Raw genomic sequence first — 21,916 nt, 5'->3', positions numbered from 1 at the left:
GGTAACCGAGGGCGAGTCGCCGCGATGTCTCCACGTCCCGGCCGGATTCGGACCATCATCGACTTCGACTTCGACTCCCGCGAGGGAGACCTGCGCGCCGATCCACGCTTCGGCGACCACCGCCACCACATCTGGCCCCTGCCGTGCGAGGAGGTGAGCACCCTTGTCTGAGTCGGCCGTGCCCGCGGACGAGGAGAGATACCCGGGCGAGGTCCACTGGTACGACCTGCCCGACGACGACGCCGTCCCGGAGGACGAGGATCCGACGGACCCGTCCGCGCCACGTCCGGCCCGCCGCCTCCGATGAAGAACGTCCGACGAAGAACGTCCGACGAAGAACATCAAATTAAGAACGAGGTGTACCGATGACCGCGAGCCTGGTGACCCTGGTCGGCAACCCCCGCCCCGGCTCCAAGACCCTGCAGGTGGCCGTCGAGGCGGCGGCGGCCGTCGCGGGCCGCGTTGACCACGGCGCGCTCAACGGTCGCGACGGCACCGCCGACGTCGTCGATCTGTCGGCGCTCGGCCCGCACCTGTTCGCCCCCACCCCGTCGCCCATCCTGGAGGCGGCCGTCGATCTGGTCGCCGGCGCGGACGTCCTCGTCGTCGCCTCCCCCACCTACAAGGGCACCTACACCGGCCTGCTCAAGGCGTTCCTCGACCGCCTCCCGCACCGCGCCCTCGCCGGCACGGCCGCGCTGCCGCTGCTGGTCATGGGCGACCCCCGGCACGCCCTCGCCGTCGAGGTGCATCTGCGCCCCCTGCTGGTGGAGCTGGGAGCGACCGTGCCCACCCCCGGACTCGCCGTCGTCGAGGCCGACCTGCCGCGCCTGAACGAGATCCTCACCGGCTGGGCCGACCAGGTGACCCCCCAGGTCGCCACGGCACTCAGGGAAGGAGCCAGCACTTGACCGACACCCTCCCCACCCGACCCATCAACGCCGACCTGTTCCGCAAGGCGCTCGCGGTCCACGCCGCCGGCGTCGTAGTGATCACCGCCCAGCACCAGGGCATCCCCGTCGGCCTGACCGCCACGTCGTTCTCCTCGGTCAGCCTCAACCCGCCCCTGGTCTCCTTCTACGTCGACCGCTCCTCCACCACCTGGCCCAACCTCAGCGCCGCCGACCACTTCGCCGTCAACGTCCTCACCGACGCCCAGTCCGAGGTCGCCGCCCGCTTCGCCCGCAAGAACATCGACCGCTTCGCCGAACCCACCCGCTGGCGTCCCGGACCGCTCGGCGCCCCGCTGCTGCGGGACGTATCGGCGCATCTGATCTGCCTGCCGTACGACACGGTGGAGGTCGGCGACCACATCCTCGTCGTCGGCCTGGTCGCCGAGGCGGAGGTGCACCACTCCGGCCACCCCCTGCTCTACCAGCAGGGCCGTTTCGGCCGCTTCACGCCCACCACCTGAGCTCGCCCGCCGGGGCCGTGGCGACGCCGGCGAGGGCCGCGGCGACGTGCGGTGCCGCGGCCAAGGCGTCGTGAACCACCGGATCGGTGGACAGCAGCAGGGCCAGATGCGTGACGGCGTGCGCGGCCACGTGCTCGGGACGGAGGCGCTCGGGCGTGGGCTCGGCCGGGCCGCCGCCCCGGGCCACGCGCAGCTCGGGCAGCGGAATCGCCGGTAGGCATGGCCGAGGATCGGGGCAGATCGCGTACGTCAACACGATCCGACCCTCGGGTTGGTACCGCCAGCTCGTGGAATGAACCACGGTGTGCGTGGCATCGGCCGGTATCCCGGCGAGGCGGCGAGCGGCCTGGTCGGGGCTCTCCCCGGGGCCGGGGACGGTGCGCAGGTGCCGGAAGGACCAGCGACCGTGCGCGTCCGCCCGCAGGGCCAGCGCCTCGACGGTGATCGTCGCCAGGGCAACGCCGAGGCCGTCGTCACACTCGTCACGCTCGGCGGTGTTCACCGTGGACACGGCACTCCCATCGCTCGCGGGGCGGCGCGTGACACATCGTCACGCCGCTCGTTGATACCACCAATTGCAACCAGTATGCAGGAGCGGCTGCCTGGCAATGCCGTCCGCGCTGGATTCCGCGACCGGTGACCGGTTCAATCGGAGAAGGCGGACGCGATGGCGCGATGGGAGGTCGGCGCGGCGTGCTGGTGCTTATGGGGTCGGGCGAGACCAGCCCCACGATGGTGACCGTGCACCGGCGACTGGCCGCCCGGCTCACCCCGCCGCCGCGCGGGCTGCTGCTCGACACGCCGTACGCGTTCCAGGAGAACGCCGCCGACGTCTCCGCCCGCGCCCTCCGGTACTTCGCGCGCAGCGTGGGACTGGACGTCCAGGTGCTGCCGGAGAACGACATCCATCGCCTGCGCACCGCCGAATGGGTCTTCTGCGGCCCCGGCAGCCCCACGTACGCCCTGGACAGGTGGGCGGCCACCCGGGTGGGCGAGGAACTGCGCGCCCGGGTGCTGGCCCGCACCGGGGTGACCGTGCTCGCCTCGGCGGCGGCCTGCACGGCGGGCCGCTGGGCGGTCCCCGTGTACGAGATCTACAAGGTGGGCGCGACCCCGCACTGGCGCGACGGGCTCGACCTGCTGGCCGCGATCGGCATCCAGGCCGCGGTGATCCCGCACTACGACAACGCCGAGGGCGGCACCCACGACACCCGCTACTGCTACCTGGGCGAGCGCCGGCTGGCGATGCTGGAGCGCGAACTCCCGCCGACGGCAGCGGTGCTCGGAGTGGACGAGCACACGGCCGTGCTCATCGACCTGAAGGACGGCGGCGTCGAGGTGCACGGCAGGGGAGCCCTCACCGTACGGCGACGCGACGCCCAGACCACGCTCCCCACCGGCACGACGCTGACCCTGCCGGACCTTCGCGCGCTCGTCGAGGGCGCCGGCCGGGCACCCACTCCACCCCCGACCCCGACCCCGGCCCCGGCGGCGGAGCCCGCGCAGCCCGTGATCACCCTGGCCGAGGCGATCCGCGCCTGCGAGAGCAGATTCGACACCGCCGTCGCCGCCGCGGACGCCGCCGCGATGACCGAAGCCGTGCTCGACTTGGAGGCGGAGACGGTCAAATGGGCCGGCGACACCGAGGAGGACGAGGGCGGCGTCGAGCAGGCCCGCGCCGTGCTGCGCCACCTGATCGCCCGGCTGGGCCGGGCGTCCGACGCCAGGACCACACGCGAACGCCTGGACCTCCTCGTGGAGTCGACGCTCGCCCTCCGCGCCGACCTGCGCGAACGCGGCCAATATGGGCACGCCGACGCGCTGCGCGCCGTCCTGGCCCGCGCGGGCGTCGAGGTCCGCGACGGCACCGACGGCCCGCACTGGACCCTTGTGGACGTCCAGGCGGGCCCCGCCGGCGGGCCGGACGATCGCGCAGGGCCTTGACGACCTGTGCTCACCGAAGCGCGCACTCGAACCAGACCACTTTTCCGGTGGCCGTACGGCTCGCGCCCCAGCGGCGGGCGAGGCGGCTCACCAGATGCAGGCCACGACCGCCCTCGTCCATCGCCGTCGCGTGACGAAGCGCCGGCAGCCGATGATCGTCGTCGGTGACCTCGCACAGCAGGGCGTCGGTACGCAGCAGGCGTACCTCGATGGGCCGGGTGGCGTGGCGGACGGCGTTGGTGACGAGCTCGCAGGCGAGGAGTTCGGCGGTGTCGACGAGATCGGGCAGGTCCCAGCCGGCGAGGGTGGAGCGCACCAGGCGGCGTACCCTGGCGGGGGTGGTGGTGCGCGGCTGCAGCAGCCACTGGGCGACGTTCTCGGCGTCGATGCCGCGCAGCCGGGCCATGAGCACGGCCACGTCGTCGTTGCGGTGGGCCGTGTCGAGGGTGCCGACCAGGTGGTCGCACCGGGCCCGCAGCGGCAGGCCGGCGGAGGCGGCGAGGTCGCGGTGGAGCCGCGCCAGGCCCACGTCGATGTCCTCGGTGCGGCTCTCCACCAGGCCGTCGGTGAACAGCACGAGGACGTCGTCGTCGGCGACGCCGGTCTCGATGGTGGCGAAGACGCCGTCGCCGACGCCGATGGGCGGGCCGTCCGGCACCTCGAGCGGCCGGATCTCGCCGGTGCCGGTACGGGTCAGCAACGGCGGGAGATGCCCGGCGTTGGCGACGGTGACGCGCCGCGCCACCGGGTCGTACACGACGTACAGGCAGGTGGTGACGTAGCCGTCGTCGAAGCCCTGGGCGAGGTCGTCCAGGTGTCGCAGCACCTGGTCGGGCGGCAGGTCGAGGGCGGCGAGCGTCCGTACGGCGGTGCGAAACTGGCCCATGATCGCCGCGGATCGCACGCCGTGGCCCATCACGTCGCCGACGACGAAGGCGACCCGGCTGCCCGGCAGCCCGATCGCGTCGTACCAGTCGCCGCCCACCTGGATCATCGGGGTCGCGGGCAGGTAGCGGTAGGCGAGTTCCACGCCCGCGAACGCGGGCAGCGTCATCGGCAGCATGCTGTGCTGCAGGGTGTCGGCGGTGGCGGCCTGGGCCCGGTACAGGTCGGCGTTGTCGACGCCGAAGCCGGCCTGGGCGGCGAGCAGGCCCGCGGTTCGCACGTCGAGGTCGTCGAACGGGGGGCGATCCGGGTTGCGCATCAAAAACAGCGCGCCGAGGGTGTGGCCGCGCACCCGCAGCGGCACCACCAGCGCGCAGTAGCCGGGCAGCCACGGGGTGGGCCCGGCGAGCGTCCACTCGATGTGCCGCACCGGGTCCGCCTCCGCGGGCTCGCCCGGCCCCGGCCGGTTGAGCAGGACGGGCTCGCCGGTCAGCATCGCCCGGTGGATGGGGCTCGCCGCCCGCATCAGAATGGTCTCGCCCTCGGCGAGCGCGTACGGCAGGGCCGCGGGCCGTACCGACTCGCGGACGGCGACCCGGCGCACGGCGGCCGTGGGCGCGACCACGAGCTCGGGCACGGGCCGGTCGCCGCGCTCGGTGAACAGCGCGTCGAGCAGGTAGACCACGCCGAGATCGGCGAGCCGCGGCACGACGACTTCGGCGAGGCCGTACGAGGTGTCCGCCAGATTCAGGCTGCCGCCGATGCGGTGCGTGGCCTCGGCGAGGTAGGTCAGCCATTCGCGCAGGGCCGCGCGCCCGGCCTCGTCGGCGGGAATGGGCAGGGGAGTGTACGGCTGCACGGCGTCCGGTGGCCCCAGCGTCATCGGTCTGGCCGGCTTCCCATTCTGGTCCGGGTGAATACGAGTAATCGGCCGATCCGTTTCGCTCAGTCCGCGCGCCGGCAATTCAGGAATAGCTGGATTTCGGGCTGGGCCTGTGTCGTCGCGGGGGCGTACGACAGCGCGCGCTCCTCCTCGATCACGAATCCGGCCGCCTCGATGAGGGCGCGTAACTCGTCACGGAAATAGCCGGTCACCCGGATTTCCTGGCCGAGGAACGAGATCGGCAGGTCGTCGACGTCCGCCTCCACCATGGACAGGGAGAAAAGCCCGCCGGGTTCGAGCGCCAGGCGGATCCGCTCCAGCGCGTCCGGCATCATCGCCCGGGGGAGGTTCAGCAGCGCGAAGAAGGCCACGGCGGCGTCGTAGCGGACCTCGCCGTCGAGCGCGTCGAACAGCTCGCCTTCGACGATGCGGGCCTCGGGGACGTTGCGGCGGGCGAGCTCGCACATCACGGGGGAGATGTCGACGCCCGTGACCTCGAACCCGGCGTCGGCGAGCTGCCGCGCGGTGGGCAACCCGGTGCCGCACCCGAGATCGATGACGCGCGCCCCCGGCCGCAGCCGCTCCCGCAGCCACTCGCCGCAGCGTATCTGGCCGTCCTTGTGCGGGAACGCCTTGTCGTACTCCTCGCCCATGCCGTCGTACGCCGCCGCCTGCGCCGCCTCCCGCGCCGCCCAGGCCGCCGCGTCACCGCCGAACCCGGATGCGCCTGTCTCCCTCGCCGTCATGCCGTGACCGCTCCTTCACCGGTACGCCGGGCAGGTCCGTTCAGTCCACGTCGATCATGCTTGCCTCGCTATTAAATTACAAATCACCCATAACAACGACAAAGATGCTTGTTAGGGCATAAACCAGACAAAAACAGATTGCTGATCGACTTCGCGGGTAGCATCGGTCCCGAGCCAAAACGATCAACGTACGACGGCGTTCACGCCACCACAGACCCTGTAGTCGGAATATGAACGGATTGGCATGGAAAACCAGATGACCCGCCGGGCCGTAGTCACCGGAATCACCGCCGCGGCCCTGGTCACCGGCCTGGACCCGGTCACCCGCCTGTGGGTGACCAAAGCCGAGGCCGCCACTTCTCCGCCCACCGCCCCGCCCAACCCGGTGCCCCCGCTGGACGGCACACTGCTGACCGACGCCACAGCACGGGAGCGCGCCGCCGACGACTTCGGCCACATGATCCACCGCTCGCCGCTCGCCGTACTCCGCCCCGGCTCGGTACGCGACATCGCCACCATGCTCCGCTACTGCTGCGAACACCACATCCCGGTCGCCGCCCGCGGCCAGGGCCACGCCACGCACGGCCAAGCCCAGGTCGAAGCGGGCCTCGTCATCGACATGACCCCGCTCAACACCATCCAGATCACCGGCGACACGGCCACCGTCCAGGCCGGCGCGCTCTGGAGCGACCTGCTCCGCGCCACCCTCGCCCAGAACCTGACCCCGCCCGTCCTGACCGACTACATCGAACTGTCGATCGGCGGCACCCTCTCGGTCGGCGGCGTCGGCGGCGCCACCCACCACCACGGCATGCAGGTCGACAACGTCCTGGAACTGGAGGTGATGACCGGCACCGGCGACCGCAAGGTGTGCTCCCCCACCGCCAACGCCGACCTGTTCCACGCCGTCCTCGCCGGCCTCGGCCAATGCGCGATCATCACCCGGGCAACCCTGCGCCTGCTGCCCGCCCCCACCACGGTCCGCCGCTACCAGCTCCTCTACCCCAGCGTGGCCGCCCTCACCGCCGACCAGCGCAAGGTGGTCCGCGACGGCCGGTTCGGGTACGTCGAGGGCCAGATCGTCGCCCCCACCGAATCCGGCGGCGACTGGGGCTTCCTCCTAGAGGCCGTGGCCTTCCATAACGGCACGACCCCGCCCGACAACGCCGCGCTGCTCGGCGACCTGGCGTACCAGCGCGGCACCGAGCAAATCGACGACCTGTCATACTTCGACTTCGCCAACCGCCTCGCCGAGCCCGTCGAGTTCCTCAAGTCGATCGGCGAGTGGTCCCGCCCGCACCCCTGGTGGAACGGCTTCCTCCCCAGCAGCGCCATCGACGCCTTCGTCGGCTCCTTCCTCACAACCCTCACCCCGACCGACATCGGCACAAGCGGCGTGATCCTCCTCTACCCGTTCCGCCGCGCCGCCCTGCAGACCCCACTGCTCCGCGTCCCCGACGAGGAACTGGTCTTCCTGTTCGCCGTACTCAAGACGGCCTCCCCGGGCGCGGCCACCCCCGACGCCATGATCACCGCCAACCGCACCCTGTACGACCAGGCCCGCGCGGCCGGCGGCCACCAGTACCCGGTCGGCTCCATCCCCACCACCCCCGCCGACTGGCGCGCCCACTACGGCCCGGCATGGAACGCCTTCGCCGCCGCCAAGCGACGCTACGACCCGGCCAAACTCCTCGCCCCCGGCCAGGGCATCTTCGGCTGACCCACCGGCGACAGCGCCCCGAGCAGGGCGGCAAAGGCCTCGTCATCGCCAGACGGCTACGCGTCCCCATCGACGCCCCCGCCGACCCCACACCCGACCAGAGCCCGGACCAGGACCAGAATCAGGACCAGAACCAGGACCGGGCCTGGGGCGAGGTGGCCCCGCCAACTCGACGCCGCCCTGCTCAGCGTCGGCTTCAGATGCTCAACCGCCCTCCTGGACCGCCTCTCCCGCCTGCCCGCCTACTTCATCGACTCCCCCAAGAACGTCCCCGACACCCTGGAGTCCTGGGTCGGCCTCCTGCGCGAGGCCCTACTCGCTTCGGTCACCGCCGCCCGCGTCCAGGGCCCGTGCTCGACCTGCCGCCCCTGCCCGGCTACGGCCGCTACCAGCACACCTACGCCGACCCGCTCACCCGCGCCCCCCTCCTGGTGCGCTCGATCGTCGAACGCGACTACCCATGCGTACGCCACCTGGCCGACCTGATGCGTGCCAAGCCGTCCACGGCCGGGCACACCACCTACATCGGCCTGGAGCCGCCGGACGACCTCCCCCGGCCGCCAAGATCTACACCCCCGCGCCCCTACACGAGTGGTCCCCGCTTGATACCGCCGCCTCGGCGAGACCATGGAACGGGCTTCCTTCTCCTGCTTCCTGCCAAACCGCCACTAGTTCTCCCGCCTTCCTCGCCACCCGACCTCGTCGCCACCCAACCGTGAGTGTGCACGCTCAGCACGTCTCGCGTCTTGACCATGATCAGTGACGGACGTGACTGTTACGGATCAATGTGGACACATAGAGATTTGTGAGCGATGGTAGACCTCTGAAATATGTGTACACAGTTCGCAGTGGATTCCTGCGTGATCCGCCTTCTTATGGGAGTACCCCTCAATGAACCACCGTGTCCGACCGGTGCGCCGCCTCCTCGCCGCCGTCACCGCCATGGCCCTCGGCGGAACGTTGCTGATCGCTCCGACTTCAGCCGCCGCCGCATTCGCCCCGAGCGCGGCGGCCAAGACGTTTCGCGGTGTAGGCGACGACCTCATCCGCATCAGGGCGACCAAGTCGCGGGGTATCGCCACGGTCACCCACGACGGCGAAAGCAACTTCGCGCTGTGGACACTGAAGCCGAACGGCAAGCAGGACGATTTGCTGGTCAACACCATCGGCTCCTACTCGGGCACAACCGTCTTCAACCTGTACCCCTGGCATCAGACGGGCGCGTTCGAGATCGCAGCCGACGGCGCGTGGACGCTGAAGATCCAGCCGATCTCCGCCGCGCCGCTGTGGAAGACCGCGACGGTTCGGAACCGCGGCGACAAGGTGCTGAAACTGAAGACGCCCACGCGCGGCCTGCGCACCATGCGTTACCGGCACTCCGGCGACCGCAACTTCGTCGTGTACGCCATCCCCACATCAGGCAGCCCGGACCTCCTGGTCAACAAGATCGGGGCGGTGAAGGGCAAGGTCCGCATCCCGGCCGGCACCAAGTACGTGAGCGTACAAGCGGACGGCCCCTGGTACTTGGTTCGCAGCTAGTGTCATGCGCCTGGTGGCTGCGTCAACCCGCAGTGGCCCCAGTGTGCTGTTTGATTGGGCCCCGCCGCGGCGAGAGGGAGGGGTGGTGATTCTCCTGTGAGATGGCCCCACCGCCGGGTGTTGTGAGGCTTTGGAGGGGCGGGGGGAGGGGACACCTTGGGCCGGGGCAAACCGGGCTGCCCGAAATTCTGCTCTCGACCGGGCCGTGGAGGCTCGTGGGTCAAGGCGGCCCGCAGGAGAGTCGCCGCTGTGTTCACGCGATTGTGCGTGACCCTGGGAGCGTCGAGCCGGGATGGTTACGCTGTCTTGTCGAACATGCCGCTTTTGACCTGCTGGAGGAAGGTGCGCCACGCGTCGGGGGTGAAGGCGAGTGCGGGGCCGGTTGGGTTCTTGCTGTCGCGGACGGCGACGAACCCGGGGAGATTGCCGGCGACTTCGACGCAGGTAGCGCCGTTGTTGCCGCTGTGAGAGCTCTTCCGCCACGCTGCTTCGGCGAGGTCGACACAAGTCAGGTTTCTGGCTTCCATTGCTGCGCCGCTTCCTCGATTCTGTCGAGCGACTCGTCCGCTGAGTAAGCCTGTGTACGTAGTCTGTCATAGCGGTCCACGATCAGCGAGACGACTTTGTGCTCGTCTGATACCTCGCCTTCGCCTGCGGAGTCCACGATGACGGTCGTCGGCGCGTCGGGCAGTTCCGCGATGACGAATGAGGACGAGAAACCATCTGTGCAGAGTGTGTTGTAGGGGACGACTTGCACCGTCACGTGGCGGTGGCGCGCAATCGTTGCCAGATGCCGGAGTTGGTGGTGCATGACCTCCCCGGTGCCGATCGGGCGCTTGAGGACCCACTCGTCCATAAGTACATACAGGCCTGGAGGTTTTGGTCGGTTGAGAATCCGCTGGCGTTCCATGCGGGCGGCAACCTGCTCCTCCACTTCGTCCTCGGAGCTGGAGAAGTGGCCGAGGAAGACATAGCGGGCATATGCCTCCGTTTGCAGCAAGCCGGGGATCAGCAAGGGGTCCCAGGTGCGCAGGATGACAGCGTTGGGTTCGATCTCCTCAAGCCATCGCAGGTACCACCCGGCGCCATAGGGGGAGCGGTGGACTCGGCGGGCCAGCCTGACGAAAAACTCCGTGTCGAGTTCGAAGTAGCGGTCGCATGCCTCCGCGAGGCTGATCGCCGGATTACGGCTACCGGTCTCGATGTGGCCGATGAGAGAGGGCGAGCAATCGAGATGCCTGGCGAGCGCGCGCTGGGTGATTCCTCTGTCTTTGCGGAATCTGGCCAGTTCGCGTCCGAAGCGCTCGGCCGGTGACAGTAGCGGGTTGAAGTCGTTTGGCATCGCCGCCTCCATGCGTTCCATAGATGCTGGTTGCCGCTTGCTCACACAGTAAGACCTGCATCTACGTTCGATGAGGGTTTTCGTCGATAAGGGTCCTCTGTTTTCGCTGGCAGCTATCGCCTTCGTACGGGCATTCTTGGGCCGTCCGGCCAGGTGGGATGTCTATCTGGCCCAGTGTAAATCCGACAATGGAGACGTAATCCTGGAGTCAGGATGACGGGAATAATCTTGAACGTCTACTGGCCTCGAACGGCGTGATGGTGTGCATTGTCGGATTTGCGCCAGCTAACAGCGAGGTGCATATGACCAAAATCGTTCGTAAGCGGTTTCAAGAAGGCCGATTCGTCAGTTGCATTCCTCTCCCGGCCATGGCCGCGTCGGTGGCCACGGCACGCATGCACACTCGTACCGTCCTCGAAGGGTGGCGTCTGCACAGCCTGCTCGACGATGCCGTGCTCGTCGTCAGCGAGATCGTCAGCAACGCCATCAAGGCGACGAACGCGATCCCCTCGCAGGCGCGGTACCCGGAGCTGTATGACCGGCTTGAGGTCATCTGTCTGTGTCTGTACCTGTACGGCGACGAGGTGCAGATCGAGGTCTGGGACCGCAAGCAGGGGGCGCCCGAGCTTCGTGAGGCGGCGCTCGAGGACGAAGGCGGCCGGGGGTTGTGGCTGGTGGAGTCCCTGAGCAGGGCGTGGGGCATCAGGTGGGCGGTGACCGGGGGGAAGGTCGTCTGGGCCAGGGTCGCGGCGTCGGAGTAGGTGTTGCGGGCTGGGCGACTGGATGCCAGGGGTGGCGGATCTTCGGGTTTTCGTGGGTGTAAGTGGGGGTTTGTCGTGTTTGGGGTGGCGCAATCTCGTCGTTATCCCCATATCCCTACCTGTTAGATAGGCTTATGTTCGCCGAGGTCAGGGAGGTGGACATGGGCGACGTGGCGGAGATCGGGGGGCGCCGGGCCGATCGGGCGCGGCAGGTGGCCGATCTGCTGCGCGGGGAGATCGTGCAGGGCAGGTTCGGGGGCGGGAGGCTGCCGCGGGAGGCGGTGCTCGCCCGCGAGTTCGGCGCCTCGCGGAACACGGTGCGGGAGGCGCTTCGGCTCCTGCGCGACGAGGGGCTGGTCGAGCGGTGCCCGGGGGTCGGCACGACGATCTCGGGCGAGAAGTATCCGCACGGGCTGCACCGGTTGCTCGGGCTCGCCGAGACGTTGCACGAGCACGGCGAGGTGACCAACCAGGTCCGCACGATGACGCTCATGGAGCCTCCGTCGGCGGTACGGCAGCGCCTTGGCCTCGGCCCCGGCGAGCAGGTCGTCTACCTGGAACGGCTGCGCAGGCTCAACGGGCTGCCGCTGTCGCTGGACCTGACGTACCTGGTGCGTGAGGTCGGCGAGCCGCTGTTCGACGCCGATCTGGAGCGCAACGACATCTTCGTGCTGCTGGAACGCATCGCCGGTCAGCCGCTCGGCGTCGCGGAGTTGACGCTGGAGGCGGTCAACGCCGACCCGCACACCGCCTCGGTGCTGGACGCGCCGCGCGGCGCGGCGCTGCTCATGGTCGAGCGGCTCACCCACCTGTCCGACGGCCGCCCGGTGGACCTGGAGTTCGTCCGCTTCCGGGGCGATCGGCTCACCATGCGCGGCCATCTGCGCCGTGCGACGACCCAGGATCCCGGCACGGAGAAGGAGTAGCAGGACATGCCTTTGATCAACCAGCGGGTCGAGGTCCCGGTGACCATCGACGAGGCGCTGTGCATCGAGGGATGCACGTTGTGCGTGGAGGCCTGCCCGCTCGACTCCCTGGCGATCAACGAGGAGACCGGCAAGGCCCACATGTACGTGGACGAGTGCTGGTACTGCGGCCCGTGCGCCGCGCGCTGTCCCGTGGACGCGGTGACGATCAACATTCCCTATCTGCTGCGATGAGGAACACCCCGATGAGGATCCCCCTGCGTACGCTGCTCGCCGCCGTCGCCATGCTCACGGCCGCCGCCGCATGCTCGGTGCCGGGCGCCGACGACGGCGGCAAGACGAAGGTGGTCGTCGGCTACCAGTCCAAGACCATCAACACCGTGACCGCCGGGACGCTGCTGCGCTCGCTCGGCTACCTGGAGAAGCGGCTCGGCGACAGGTACGCCGTCGAGTGGCAGGACTACGACACCGGCGCGCCGATCACCGCCAAGATGGTCGCCGGGAAGATCGACATCGGCTCGATGGGCGACTACCCGCTGCTGATCAACGCCTCGCGCACGCAGGGCATCGAGTCGGCCCGCACCGAGTTCATCTCCACGACCGGGTACAACCTGCGCGGCGGCCTCAACATGGTCGTGGTCGCGCCCGACTCCAAGGCGCGTACGCTCGCCGACCTCAAGGGCACGAAGATCTCGGCGAGCTTCGGCTCGGCCGGGCACGGCACGCTGGTGCAGGCGCTGGAGAAGGCTGGTCTCGACCCGGCGAAGGACGTGGAGATCGTCAACCATCAGCCGCCGGTGGGGGCGTCGCAGCTCGAATCGGGCGGAGTGCAGGCGTACGCGCAGTTCGTGGCCTGGCCGGGGCTGCTGGCGTTCCAGGGCAAGGCCCGCCTGCTGTACGACGGGTCGGCGCTCGACGTGCCCACCTTCCACGGCGTGGTCGTACGGCACGCCTACGCCGCCGAGCACCCCGAGGTCGTCGACGCGTTCCTCAAGGCGCAACTGGACGCGACGAAGTACCTGCACGAGCACCCGGTGGAGGCCGCCGAGTCGGTCGCGAAGGAGACCGGCCTGCCGGCCGAGGTGGTGTACCTGTACAACGGGCGGGGCGGCATCTCCACCTTCGACGCCACGATCAAGGAGCCGCTGCGGGCCGCCCACGAGCACGACGTGCCGTACCTGCAGCGCATCGGGGACGGCTTCGCGGGCGTGGACCTGAAGAAATTCGTCAACGACTCCTACATCCGCAAGGCGTACGGGCCGAACTACGACGCCGACGCGGCGAGCACCGCGAACCCGGCCCCGATCACCGGCCAGGACCCGGTCTGCGGCGTCGCGGTGAACGACCCGGCCACCGCCTCCGAGCTGTGGATCAGCGGCACGGCCACGCAGCCCGCGGCCACGCCGACCTGCCTGCTGCGGCAGCTCGCGGCGCACGATGGGCCGGTGCGGGCGGCGTACGTCCCCGACACCCACCACCGGCACGCACTGGTTCGCCGACCGGGCCGTGTGGCTGCGTGACCCGGACGGTGAGAAGAACGCCCGCTTCCTCCCGTTCAGTACGCAGGAGGGCGCCGACGCCTACCGCAAGGAGCACCCGAAGACCGAGCCCGTCTCCTACGCGGACGCCCTGAAGGCCGTGAAGAAGGAGGGGGCGGCCTGATGAGCCTGGCCCCGGAGAAGGCGCAGGAAAGAGCACACGAGAAGGCGCGAGGGGGAACGCCGGAGCCGGACGTCGCCGCGCCGGGCGGCGCCGGCCCGGAGGCGGCCCGGACCCGGACGGGCTGGCGGAACTGGGCCGTCCGGACCGCCTCGCTGCTGGCGGCCGCCGCGCTGTGGCAACTACTCACCGCCACCGACGCCCGCGTCTGGCTGCGATTCGACCGGCTGCCCTCGCTTGACGAGATCGCCGCCGAGTTCGCGACCCAGCTCGGCACCCGGGTCTACTACCTGGACCTGCTGCAGAGCCTGATCCGGATCCTCACCGGTTTCGGCATCGCCGCCGTCGCCGGAATCACGGTCGGCATCCTCATCGCGAGGTCGCGGTGGGCGGGCGACGTGCTCACGCCGCTGCTGGAGGCGGTCCGGCCGATCCCGGCGATCGCCCTGGTGCCGATCGCGATCCTGCTGTTCCCCACCGACGAGCAGGGCATCGTGTTCATCACCTGCGCCGCCGCCTTCTTTCCGATCATGGTCAGCACCCGCCACGCCGTACGGGCGCTGCCGACGCTGTGGGAGGAGGCCGTGCTGACGCTCGGCGGCACCCGCCGCCACCTGCTGTTCAACGTGGTCCTGCCGGGCGCGCTGCCCGGCGTGTTCGGCGGCCTGTCCATCGGCATGGGCGTGTCGTGGATCTGCGTGATCTCCGCCGAGATGATCTCCGGCGACTTCGGGGTCGGCTACCGCACCTGGCAGGCGTACACGCTGGTGGACTACCCCGCCACGGTCGTCGGCATGATCACCATTGGGGTGCTCGGCTGGCTGACCTCGGCGCTGATCGAACTGGCCGGCCGCCGGGCGACCCGGTGGCTGCCCCGCGCGGAAGGGAGCGGCGCGTGACGGCGACGGAAACAGTGGGCACGGCGGGCCGGACGGGCACAGCGGGCCTGCGGCTGACCCTCGACGGCGCGAGCCTCGGCTACGGCAGGGGAGCGGTGCTCAGGGACGTCACCCTGGACGTGGAGCCCGGCGAGATCCTGGTGGTCGTCGGCGCGTCCGGATCCGGCAAATCCACCCTGCTGCGCGGCCTGGCCGGGCTGCTTCCGCCGTACCGGGGCCGGATCCTCGCCCACGGCGCCGAGATCACCGGCCCGTCCCCCGACCGCGCGATGATCTTCCAGGAGGACGGCCTGCTGCCGTGGCGCTCGGTCCTGCGCAACGTGGAGCTGCCCCTCGGCATCCGCGGAATCGGCAAACAGGAGCGTCGCCGCGCCGCCCGCGAGTGGATCGAGCGCGTCGGCCTCGCCGGATACGAGAACCGGCTGCCCCGCGAGCTGTCCGGCGGCATGCGCCAGCGCGTCCAGCTCGCCCGCGCCCTCGCCGGCTCCCCGCGCGCCGTGCTCATGGACGAGCCGTTCGGCGCGCTCGACGCGCAGACCCGCGCCGAGATGCAGCGTCTCCTGCTCGACGTGCTGCGCGACACGTCCGCGACCGTCGTGTTCGTCACCCACGACGTGGACGAGGCGCTGCTGCTCGGCCACCGGATCGCCGTGCTCACCCCAGCGGGCGTCCGCACCCTCACCGGAGCCACCCGCGACGAGATCCTGAAGGAGCTGTGATGGACGTCCCGGCGATCGAGGACCGGCAGCGTCTCGACTGCGACGTGCTCGTGATCGGCGGCGGCACCGCGGGCACGATGGCCGCGATCAGCGCCGCCGAGCGCGGCGCCCGGGTGCTGCTGCTGGAGAAGGCCCACGTACGGCACAGCGGCGCCCTCGCCATGGGCATGGACGGCGTGAACAACGCGGTCATCCCGGGCAAGGCGACCCCCGAGGACTACGTCGCCGAGATCACCCGCGCCAACGACGGCATCGTCAACCAGAAGACGATCTACCAGACGGCCACCCGCGGCTACGACATGGTCCGCAGGCTCGAAGGCTACGGCGTGAAGTTCGAGAAGGACGAGTACGGCGAGTACGCCGTCCGCCGCGTGCACCGCTCGGGCAGCTACGTGCTCCCGATGCCCGAGGGCAAGGACGTCAAGAAGGTCCTCTACCGGGTGCTGCGCCGCCGCGACATCCGGGAGAAAGTCCGCATCGAGAACCGCGTCATGCCCGTCCGCGTGCTCACCTCCGGCGGCCGGGCCGTCGGCGCGGCGGGCTTCGACACCCGCGGCGGCGCGTTCGTGACGGTCGCCGCGGGCGCGGTCATCCTCGCCACCGGCGCCTGCGGACGCCTCGGCCTGCCCGCCAGCGGCTACCTGTACGGCACCTACGAGAACCCGGCGAACGCCGGCGACGGCTACGCGATGGCCTACCACGCCGGGGCCGAGCTCAGCGGCATCGAATGCTTCCAGATCAACCCGCTGATCAAGGATTACAACGGCCCGGCCTGCGCGTACGTCGCCAACCCGTTCGGCGGCTACCAGGTCAACAACCGGGGCGAGCGCTTCGTCGACTCCGACTACTGGTCCGGCCAGATGATGGCCGAGGTGGCCCGGGAGATCGCCTCCGCACGCGGGCCGATCTACCTCAAGCTCACCCACCTGCCCGAGGAGACGATCTCCGCCGTGGAGGCCATTCTGCACTCCACCGAGCGCCCGACCCGGGGCACGTTCCACGCCGGACGCGGCCACGACTACCGCACCCACGACGTGGAGATGCACATCTCCGAGATCGGCCTGTGCGGCGGCCACTCCGCCTCCGGCGTGTGGGTGGACGAGCACGGCGCCACCACCGTCCCCGGCCTGTACGCCGCCGGCGACCTCGCCTGCGTCCCGCACAACTACATGATCGGCGCCTTCGTCTTCGGCGACCTCGCGGGCACCCACGCCGCCGAGAACCACCCCGGCCCGCCCGCCGACCTCCCCGAGGACCAGATCGCCGCCGCCCACGAGCTGATCTACCGCCCGCTGCGCAACCCGGACGGCCCGCCGCAGCCGCAGGTCGAGTACAAGCTGCGCCGTTTCGTCAACGACTACGTGGCCCCGCCGAAGACCGCCGCCAAGCTGGAGATCGCCCTGGAGACGTTCGAGCGCATGCGCGCCGAGATCGCCGCGATGGGCGCGCGCACCCCGCACGAGCTGATGCGCTGCGCCGAGGTCGACTTCATCCGCGACTGCGCCGAACTCGCCGCCCGCTCGTCCCTGGTCCGCGCCGAGAGCCGCTGGGGCCTCTACCACGAGCGCGCCGACCTGCCCGAACGCGACGACGCCGAGTGGCTGTTCCACCTGAACGTGCGCCGCCGCCCGGACGGCGGCATGGAGTTCGTCAAGCGCGCCGTCGAGCCGTACCTCGTGCCGGTCCCCGAGTTCGCCCCGACCCCGGCGGAGCCCGTGGTGGTCGCGAGCCACGCCCCGGCCACGGCCGTGCGCACGACGGCCGAACGCGCCGAACGCCCCTCGGTCGGCCGCTCGCCGCGCATCCTCGAACTCAACCGCCTCGCCGAGGACCAGCCCACCGTGGACCGCCTCGCCCCCTACCTCGCCGACCCCGACCACAAGGTACGGCGCGCGGCGATAGCCGTGCTCACCGAGACGGTCCCGGACGGCGCGGCGACCGCGTTGCTGTCCGCGCTCGACGACGAGCACGGCACCGTGCGCCGCGCCGCCGCCGCCGGGCTGCGGGAACTGGCCGAGGTGCTGCCCGCCGTACCCGAGCTGGGCGAACCGCTGGCGCGGCGTACGGCGAGCGCGGACGCGGCGGTGCGCGCCACCGCCCTGGACCTGCTGCGCGCCCGCGGCCTCGGCGACCGCGAGACGTTCGCCGCCGGGCTCCGCGACGACGACCACCGGGTGCGCATCGAGGCGATCCGCGGCCTGGTCTCGCTCGACGAGTCCGATCTGGTGGCGACCGCCGCCGCGGACCCCTCCCGGCAGGTCCGGGTCTGGGCCGCCCGGGGTCTCGGCCTCATCGGCAAACCGGCCCCCGCCCTGCGCGCCCTCGCCGCCGACCCCGACCCCCTCGTCCGCGCCGCCGCACTGGAGGCGTCCGGCGCGACCGGCGATCCGCTGGAGGCCGAGGCCGTGGCGGCCGTCCGCGACCCCGCCTGGCAGGTGCGCGTCGGCGCGGCCCGCTCGCTGTCCGCCGCCGCGCCCGAGGTCGCGCTGCCGCCGCTGATCGAGGCCCTCGCCGACCCCAACCTGGACGTACGCAAGGCCGCCGTCCTCGCGTTGACCCGGTGGGCGTCGCACCCCGAGGCGGCGGCGGCCCTCCGCGACGCGACGACCGACCCCGACGCCGACGTGCGCGCCTACGCCCGCCGGGCCCTCGCGGGGTGACCGGCTTCGGTCCGCGCCTGCCCCCCGACCACTTCGGGACCAATGACCCGGGTGAACCTACGGAATAGTAGGTTACGGTTCCGGCATGGCCGAGATCGTGTATCCCCCCGTCATCAGGCTCGCGCGCGTCCTGTTCAAGGCGCTCGATTACCGGTTCCGCATCGAGGGTGCCGAGCGCGTGCCCCGTACCGGCGGCGCCGTTCTCGTCAGCAACCACATCAGCTATCTCGACTTCATCTTCGCCGGGTACGCGGCCTTCCCCGCGCGCAGGCTGGTCCGGTTCATGGCGAAGAAGGAGGTCTTCGAGCATCCGGTGTCGGGGCCGCTGATGCGCGCGATGCACCACATCCCCGTGGACAGGTCGGCGGGGGCCGGCGCGTACGGCCACGCCGTACGGGCGTTGCGGGCGGGCGAGGTCGTCGGCGTGTTCGCCGAGGCCACGATCAGCCGTTCGTTCATGCTCAAGGACCTGAAGAACGGCGCCGCGCGGATGGCCGCCGAGGCGGGGGTGCCGTTGATCCCGGTCATCCTGTGGGGAACGCAGCGGCTGTGGACGAAGGGCCGCCCCCGCAGGCTGCTCCAGCGGCACCTGCCGATCACGATCCTGGTCGGCGAGCCCATGCACCCCACGCCCGAGGACGACATGACCGTCGTCACCAAGCGGCTGCGCGAGCGCATGGCGGAGATGCTCGACCGGGCCCAGCGGACCTATCCGGAGATCCCCGAGGGCGTGTGGTGGCAGCCCAGGCACCTGGGCGGCACCGCTCCGAGCCCGGAGGAGGCCGGCGAGGCGGACGCCCGGCGAGGCTGACGGCGCCCGCCGCGGACTCGCTCCGAGGGCGAAAAGTTCTGTGACCTATGTCGCATTTTTCCCACGAACCCTATATGTCTCCTCTGCATCAAACAACACAGATTCGCCACAACAAGGCGGATGAAAAATCCGAAAAATCGCAGTAAGGGAGACAATGAAAATGCGCAAGATTCTCGCCACCGCCGCCGTCGCCGGGATTATGACCCTTGGCTTCGCCGCCGCCCCCGCCCAGGCCGCCACCAGCACGAACACGCAGAGCACGACCACCTGGATCGGCGTCTGCGACGCGGTCTCGATCGCCTACGACGCGTTCAAAACCATCGAGGTCGAGGGCCCGGGCAGCGTCAGAGACGGTCTGTTCAACAGGACGGACCTGCGCAGCGTCGCGGACAACGACCGCGAGGACCAGGACGTCCGCGACGCCGCGAAGCGCCTGCTGAGGGGTTCGCTGTTCGACCGGCTCGACACCTCCGGGTACGGCGGCCGCCGCGACGGGCTCATCTCCAGGGACGACCTGAAGGCGTTCTACAACGTGGTGTGCAACTAAGCTCGTACCGGGGTCGGGAGCGAGCAGGGGCGGCGGCCCCTGCTCTCCCGGACGCGAGAACCCGGGGGCGTCAGTCAACGAACCGACAGCCCGGCCGCCGAAGCGGTGGGCCTCCGGTGTGATCGTGAAGAACAGCACGGCCAAGACCGCCATCACCGCGGCGCAGGCCCAGGACGCCCGGCGCAGCCAGGGCGGGGCCGGACGCTCCGCGACGCGGAGCCGTACCGCGAACCACCACCGCGAACCACCACCGCGTGGCGAAGTCGGTGAGCGCCACCAGCGCCACGACGAACTCGCCCGCCTTCTGCCGGGCCTCATCCGACGCCGCGCACCCGCGTCAGGCCGTTTCCACCGAGCCCACGACGAGCAGGCCGGGCCCCCGGCGAGTTACCGGAACAGTACTTCATGCGGCGGCAACGCAGAAACGCGCCGCCGCCGCTGGAAACGCGACGGAAGGTTCCCCCGAGCCTCGGCGGGCGCTTCGGCTCGGAGCGTCGACCGGTCCGTCAGGTCACAATTTTGCGCAGTACGTCGAGTGATTCCGCCAATCGGCCGGCGTCGATGGTCACGGTGCCGGCCGGGGTGGTGACGGTGACGTTCACGTCGGGCCCGCGGTCGGCCAGCCAGGCGGCGATCGCCTCCGCCAGGGCGGGTCCCGCGCCGTCGGCGTCCAGGTCGACGGCGATCGCCTCGACCGCTCCGCCGGGCTCGTTGTGGGTGGGAGCCCGATAGACCGGGCGGACCTTGTCCGTCAACTCGTTCTGCTTTTTCAGCCGTCCCATCAGGGAAACCAGTTCCCCGAGCGGGTCGTTCGCGCTGATTCTCAGTTCGGCGTTCAGCTTGCCCTCCACGCCCTGTTTCTGCCGGTAAATGTGCCCCGACTCCCAGCCGGTCGTCCGGGAAGGGCCGGATGGCCCTCCGGCCGGCCGCGCATAATCACGGCGACGGCCGGGAAAATACTCCCGGTAATCGGCTCCCGCGCGGATCATATCGGCTCGGACCTCGATCCCGGACATCAATTCCGTAATGGGCGCTCCAGACGCCGCGGGGCGCCCGCGGCGCGGGCGCGCGTGACGGAACGGGCAGCGGATCGCCAACAGATCCCCTTCGAGCCGTACTGGCTCTTGGCCGGGACGCGATCACGGACGACAATCGGCTCCGGTGAGCGACGTCGGCCGCGGCCGACGCCCACGAGCCCACCGCTGCGCACCGCGAGGAGGACGACCATGACAGATGTGACCACCGTCGCCGAGGACTTCCACTTCCTGGAGGCGCCGCGCTGGCGCGACGGGCGGCTCTGGTTCTCCGACTTCTACGGCCATCGCGTCTCCTCGATGCGCGAGGACGGCTCGGACCTGCGCACCGAGGCCCACGTCCCCGCGCAGCCGTCCGGGCTCGGCTGGCTCCCCGACGGACGCCTGCTGATCGTCTCGATGACCGACCGCAAGCTGCTGCGCCGGGAGCCCGACGGGACGCTCGCCGTCCACGCCGACCTCGGCGACCACGCCACCGGGCACGTCAACGACATGGCCGTGGACGCCCAGGGCCGCGCCTACGTCGGCAACTTCGGCTTCGATCTGATGGCCGGGGACCCGCTGGAGCCGGCCGCGCTGCACCGGGTGGACCCCGACGGCCGGGTCACCCGGGTCGCCGACGAGCTGTGGTTCCCCAACGGCAGCGTCATCACGCCGGACAACGTCCTGCTGGTGGCCGAGACGTTCGGCAACCGCGTCAGCGCCTTCGACCTCACCCCCGAAGGCGACCTGGTCAACCGCCGGGTCTGGGCGGAGTTCGGGCCGCTGCCGTCCGACCGCGACCTCACCCGGGCGATCGCGGAGGCCCGGGTCGCCCCCGACGGCGTCTGCCTCGACGCGGAGGGCGGCCTGTGGATCGCCGACGCCGTCGGCGCCCGCCTGCTCCGGGTGACCGAGGGCGGCACGATCACCGACGAGATCAAGCCGGGCTCCCCGGTGTACGCCTGCGCCCTCGGCGGCTCCTCGGGCACGACGCTGTTCGCCTGCGCCGCCCCCGACTTCTACCAACACGCCCGCGAGGCCGCCCGGGAGGCCCGCATGCTCGCCATGCGGGTCACGGTGGCGGCGCCGCCGGTCATGGCCTGATCAGCGGCCGGTACGCCTTGCGGATGTCCGCGGTGGACGATGTGACATACGCCTCGTCCGGTGGGGCGTTGAAGAAGTTGTAGACCGTGTAGGTGAAGCGGCGGGGGCAGCTTCGTCCGCCGATCTGCACGCTGGTCTTGGTCACGAGCCTGCCGCCGTAGCGTTGCAGCGTCGCGGCGAGCGTGACCGTGACCGCCACGGCGCCGACGGCGAGCCCCACCGCCGCAGCAGCAGATATCCGACGCCGAGCAGCGAGGCGTTTCCCAGCGCGGCGGCGAACGGATCGCAGGACCGCGCCCCGGAACCGGCCCGCATCGGCTGTTGTGGAGGCTCTTTCACAG

26 protein-coding genes are annotated in these 21,916 nt (G+C 70.6%); 19 read left to right on the top strand and 7 right to left on the bottom strand.

Annotated elements, in window-relative coordinates; all coding sequences use genetic code 11:
- Nucleotides 1-24 precede the first annotated feature (24 nt).
- The 4 genes from AB0K60_RS29950 to AB0K60_RS29935 are packed head-to-tail and all read left to right on the top strand — an operon-like array spanning nt 25 to nt 1,414.
- Entirely contained in the window at nt 25-171 is a 147-nt protein-coding gene (locus tag AB0K60_RS29950) for a hypothetical protein (RefSeq protein ID WP_364062506.1), read from the top strand.
- Entirely contained in the window at nt 164-307 is a 144-nt protein-coding gene (locus AB0K60_RS29945) for a hypothetical protein (protein WP_364062503.1), read from the top strand. The genes AB0K60_RS29950 and AB0K60_RS29945 overlap by 8 nt, the downstream gene beginning before the upstream one ends.
- A 58-nt stretch (nt 308-365) precedes the next feature.
- Nucleotides 366-911, top strand: a complete 546-nt coding sequence (locus tag AB0K60_RS29940) for an NAD(P)H-dependent oxidoreductase (protein ID WP_364062500.1) — start codon at nt 366-368, stop codon at nt 909-911.
- Nucleotides 908-1,414 (top strand): flavin reductase family protein, encoded by a 507-nt coding sequence (locus AB0K60_RS29935; protein ID WP_364062497.1) that lies wholly within the window; start codon nt 908-910, stop codon nt 1,412-1,414. The genes AB0K60_RS29940 and AB0K60_RS29935 overlap by 4 nt, the downstream gene beginning before the upstream one ends.
- On the opposite strand, the gene AB0K60_RS29930 is transcribed toward AB0K60_RS29935, so the two are convergent.
- Entirely contained in the window at nt 1,398-1,925 is a 528-nt protein-coding gene (locus AB0K60_RS29930; protein WP_364062494.1) for a hypothetical protein, read from the bottom strand. The two genes, AB0K60_RS29935 and AB0K60_RS29930, sit on opposite strands and share 17 nt — an antisense overlap.
- 182 nt (nt 1,926-2,107) lie before the next feature.
- Here AB0K60_RS29930 and AB0K60_RS29925 point away from each other — a divergent pair, with 182 nt between their 5' ends.
- On the top strand, nt 2,108-3,358 hold the full coding sequence (locus AB0K60_RS29925; protein ID WP_364062491.1) for a hypothetical protein: 1,251 nt from the start codon (nt 2,108-2,110) through the stop codon (nt 3,356-3,358).
- Between the two features lie 10 nt (nt 3,359-3,368).
- Here the strand turns inward: AB0K60_RS29925 and AB0K60_RS29920 are convergent, their stop codons facing one another.
- Nucleotides 3,369-5,126: a SpoIIE family protein phosphatase gene (locus AB0K60_RS29920; protein ID WP_364062488.1), complete on the bottom strand. Its 1,758-nt coding sequence runs from the start codon at nt 5,124-5,126 to the stop codon at nt 3,369-3,371.
- A 62-nt stretch (nt 5,127-5,188) separates the two neighbouring features.
- A complete protein-coding gene (locus AB0K60_RS29915; RefSeq protein ID WP_364062485.1) occupies nt 5,189-5,872 on the bottom strand; it encodes a class I SAM-dependent methyltransferase in 684 nt (227 codons plus the stop codon).
- A gap of 244 nt (nt 5,873-6,116) precedes the next feature.
- Here AB0K60_RS29915 and AB0K60_RS29910 point away from each other — a divergent pair, with 244 nt between their 5' ends.
- From AB0K60_RS29910 to AB0K60_RS29900, 3 genes are all read left to right on the top strand, one after another.
- Nucleotides 6,117-7,592, top strand: a complete 1,476-nt coding sequence (locus tag AB0K60_RS29910) for an FAD-binding protein (RefSeq protein WP_364062482.1) — start codon at nt 6,117-6,119, stop codon at nt 7,590-7,592.
- Nucleotides 7,593-7,942: 350 nt separating this feature from the next.
- The gene (locus AB0K60_RS29905) at nt 7,943-8,311 is read left to right on the top strand and encodes a hypothetical protein (RefSeq protein WP_364062479.1); all 369 of its coding nucleotides are present in this window, start codon (nt 7,943-7,945) and stop codon (nt 8,309-8,311) included.
- A gap of 172 nt (nt 8,312-8,483) precedes the next feature.
- Complete coding sequence (locus AB0K60_RS29900; protein WP_364062476.1) at nt 8,484-9,131, top strand: hypothetical protein; 648 nt, start codon at nt 8,484-8,486, stop codon at nt 9,129-9,131.
- A gap of 296 nt (nt 9,132-9,427) precedes the next feature.
- Here the strand turns inward: AB0K60_RS29900 and AB0K60_RS29895 are convergent, their stop codons facing one another.
- Both AB0K60_RS29895 and AB0K60_RS29890 read right to left on the bottom strand, forming a co-directional pair.
- Nucleotides 9,428-9,658, bottom strand: a complete 231-nt coding sequence (locus AB0K60_RS29895; protein ID WP_364062473.1) for a DUF397 domain-containing protein — start codon at nt 9,656-9,658, stop codon at nt 9,428-9,430.
- Entirely contained in the window at nt 9,640-10,494 is an 855-nt protein-coding gene (locus AB0K60_RS29890) for a helix-turn-helix transcriptional regulator (protein WP_364062470.1), read from the bottom strand. Before AB0K60_RS29890 ends, AB0K60_RS29895 begins: the two co-directional genes overlap by 19 nt.
- A gap of 347 nt (nt 10,495-10,841) precedes the next feature.
- Between AB0K60_RS29890 and AB0K60_RS29885 the strand changes: the two genes are divergently transcribed.
- From AB0K60_RS29885 to AB0K60_RS29840, 10 genes are all read left to right on the top strand, one after another.
- On the top strand, nt 10,842-11,234 hold the full coding sequence (locus AB0K60_RS29885) for an ATP-binding protein (protein WP_364062467.1): 393 nt from the start codon (nt 10,842-10,844) through the stop codon (nt 11,232-11,234).
- A gap of 161 nt (nt 11,235-11,395) precedes the next feature.
- Nucleotides 11,396-12,160, top strand: coding sequence for a GntR family transcriptional regulator (locus AB0K60_RS29880; RefSeq protein WP_364062464.1), 765 nt, complete (start codon nt 11,396-11,398; stop codon nt 12,158-12,160).
- Nucleotides 12,161-12,166: 6 nt separating this feature from the next.
- Nucleotides 12,167-12,394 carry a 4Fe-4S dicluster domain-containing protein gene (locus AB0K60_RS29875; RefSeq protein WP_364062456.1) on the top strand — a complete coding sequence of 76 codons (228 nt, stop codon included), beginning with the start codon at nt 12,167-12,169 and terminating at the stop codon, nt 12,392-12,394.
- Between the two features lie 11 nt (nt 12,395-12,405).
- On the top strand, nt 12,406-13,680 hold the full coding sequence (locus AB0K60_RS29870) for an ABC transporter substrate-binding protein (protein ID WP_364062453.1): 1,275 nt from the start codon (nt 12,406-12,408) through the stop codon (nt 13,678-13,680).
- The gene (locus AB0K60_RS29865) at nt 13,667-13,822 is read left to right on the top strand and encodes a hypothetical protein (protein WP_364062450.1); all 156 of its coding nucleotides are present in this window, start codon (nt 13,667-13,669) and stop codon (nt 13,820-13,822) included. Before AB0K60_RS29870 ends, AB0K60_RS29865 begins: the two co-directional genes overlap by 14 nt.
- Nucleotides 13,822-14,718, top strand: a complete 897-nt coding sequence (locus AB0K60_RS29860) for an ABC transporter permease (RefSeq protein ID WP_364062447.1) — start codon at nt 13,822-13,824, stop codon at nt 14,716-14,718. Before AB0K60_RS29865 ends, AB0K60_RS29860 begins: the two co-directional genes overlap by 1 nt.
- Entirely contained in the window at nt 14,715-15,437 is a 723-nt protein-coding gene (locus tag AB0K60_RS29855; RefSeq protein ID WP_364062444.1) for an ABC transporter ATP-binding protein, read from the top strand. Before AB0K60_RS29860 ends, AB0K60_RS29855 begins: the two co-directional genes overlap by 4 nt.
- Nucleotides 15,437-18,097, top strand: a complete 2,661-nt coding sequence (locus AB0K60_RS29850; protein WP_364062441.1) for a fumarate reductase/succinate dehydrogenase flavoprotein subunit — start codon at nt 15,437-15,439, stop codon at nt 18,095-18,097. The genes AB0K60_RS29855 and AB0K60_RS29850 overlap by 1 nt, the downstream gene beginning before the upstream one ends.
- Nucleotides 18,098-18,182: 85 nt before the next feature.
- On the top strand, nt 18,183-18,908 hold the full coding sequence (locus tag AB0K60_RS29845) for a lysophospholipid acyltransferase family protein (RefSeq protein WP_364062438.1): 726 nt from the start codon (nt 18,183-18,185) through the stop codon (nt 18,906-18,908).
- A gap of 160 nt (nt 18,909-19,068) precedes the next feature.
- Nucleotides 19,069-19,455 carry a hypothetical protein gene (locus AB0K60_RS29840; RefSeq protein WP_364062435.1) on the top strand — a complete coding sequence of 129 codons (387 nt, stop codon included), beginning with the start codon at nt 19,069-19,071 and terminating at the stop codon, nt 19,453-19,455.
- A 506-nt stretch (nt 19,456-19,961) separates the two neighbouring features.
- Here AB0K60_RS29840 and AB0K60_RS29835 read toward each other — a convergent pair.
- Nucleotides 19,962-20,552 (bottom strand): hypothetical protein, encoded by a 591-nt coding sequence (locus AB0K60_RS29835; RefSeq protein WP_364062432.1) that lies wholly within the window; start codon nt 20,550-20,552, stop codon nt 19,962-19,964.
- A gap of 129 nt (nt 20,553-20,681) precedes the next feature.
- Between AB0K60_RS29835 and AB0K60_RS29830 the strand changes: the two genes are divergently transcribed.
- Entirely contained in the window at nt 20,682-21,575 is an 894-nt protein-coding gene (locus AB0K60_RS29830; RefSeq protein WP_364062429.1) for an SMP-30/gluconolactonase/LRE family protein, read from the top strand.
- Here AB0K60_RS29830 and AB0K60_RS29825 read toward each other — a convergent pair.
- A complete protein-coding gene (locus AB0K60_RS29825) occupies nt 21,565-21,774 on the bottom strand; it encodes a hypothetical protein (protein ID WP_364062426.1) in 210 nt (69 codons plus the stop codon). The genes AB0K60_RS29830 and AB0K60_RS29825 overlap by 11 nt on opposite strands.
- Between the last annotated feature and the right edge of the window lie 142 nt (nt 21,775-21,916).

Source organism: Thermopolyspora sp. NPDC052614 (assembly GCF_040678635.1).
Taxonomy (GTDB): domain Bacteria; phylum Actinomycetota; class Actinomycetes; order Streptosporangiales; family Streptosporangiaceae; genus Thermopolyspora.
Note: the sequence above shows the minus strand (reverse complement) of the source record. Positions and strands in the feature narration are given on the sequence as shown.

What these genes read in the sequence shown, in the direction of transcription:
- AB0K60_RS29950 (WP_364062506.1), top strand. Translation starts at nt 25, where the DNA reads ATGTCTCCACGTCCCGGCCGGATTCGGACCATCATCGACTTCGACTTC.
- AB0K60_RS29940 (WP_364062500.1), top strand. Translation starts at nt 366, where the DNA reads ATGACCGCGAGCCTGGTGACCCTGGTCGGCAACCCCCGCCCCGGCTCC.
- AB0K60_RS29920 (WP_364062488.1), bottom strand. Translation starts at nt 5,126, where the DNA reads ATGACGCTGGGGCCACCGGACGCCGTGCAGCCGTACACTCCCCTGCCC.
- AB0K60_RS29915 (WP_364062485.1), bottom strand. Translation starts at nt 5,872, where the DNA reads ATGACGGCGAGGGAGACAGGCGCATCCGGGTTCGGCGGTGACGCGGCG.
- AB0K60_RS29910 (WP_364062482.1), top strand. Translation starts at nt 6,117, where the DNA reads ATGGAAAACCAGATGACCCGCCGGGCCGTAGTCACCGGAATCACCGCC.
- AB0K60_RS29900 (WP_364062476.1), top strand. Translation starts at nt 8,484, where the DNA reads ATGAACCACCGTGTCCGACCGGTGCGCCGCCTCCTCGCCGCCGTCACC.
- AB0K60_RS29895 (WP_364062473.1), bottom strand. Translation starts at nt 9,658, where the DNA reads ATGGAAGCCAGAAACCTGACTTGTGTCGACCTCGCCGAAGCAGCGTGG.
- AB0K60_RS29890 (WP_364062470.1), bottom strand. Translation starts at nt 10,494, where the DNA reads ATGGAACGCATGGAGGCGGCGATGCCAAACGACTTCAACCCGCTACTG.
- AB0K60_RS29885 (WP_364062467.1), top strand. Translation starts at nt 10,842, where the DNA reads ATGGCCGCGTCGGTGGCCACGGCACGCATGCACACTCGTACCGTCCTC.
- AB0K60_RS29880 (WP_364062464.1), top strand. Translation starts at nt 11,396, where the DNA reads ATGGGCGACGTGGCGGAGATCGGGGGGCGCCGGGCCGATCGGGCGCGG.
- AB0K60_RS29875 (WP_364062456.1), top strand. Translation starts at nt 12,167, where the DNA reads ATGCCTTTGATCAACCAGCGGGTCGAGGTCCCGGTGACCATCGACGAG.
- AB0K60_RS29870 (WP_364062453.1), top strand. Translation starts at nt 12,406, where the DNA reads ATGAGGATCCCCCTGCGTACGCTGCTCGCCGCCGTCGCCATGCTCACG.
- AB0K60_RS29860 (WP_364062447.1), top strand. Translation starts at nt 13,822, where the DNA reads ATGAGCCTGGCCCCGGAGAAGGCGCAGGAAAGAGCACACGAGAAGGCG.
- AB0K60_RS29850 (WP_364062441.1), top strand. Translation starts at nt 15,437, where the DNA reads ATGGACGTCCCGGCGATCGAGGACCGGCAGCGTCTCGACTGCGACGTG.
- AB0K60_RS29845 (WP_364062438.1), top strand. Translation starts at nt 18,183, where the DNA reads ATGGCCGAGATCGTGTATCCCCCCGTCATCAGGCTCGCGCGCGTCCTG.
- AB0K60_RS29840 (WP_364062435.1), top strand. Translation starts at nt 19,069, where the DNA reads ATGCGCAAGATTCTCGCCACCGCCGCCGTCGCCGGGATTATGACCCTT.
- AB0K60_RS29830 (WP_364062429.1), top strand. Translation starts at nt 20,682, where the DNA reads ATGACAGATGTGACCACCGTCGCCGAGGACTTCCACTTCCTGGAGGCG.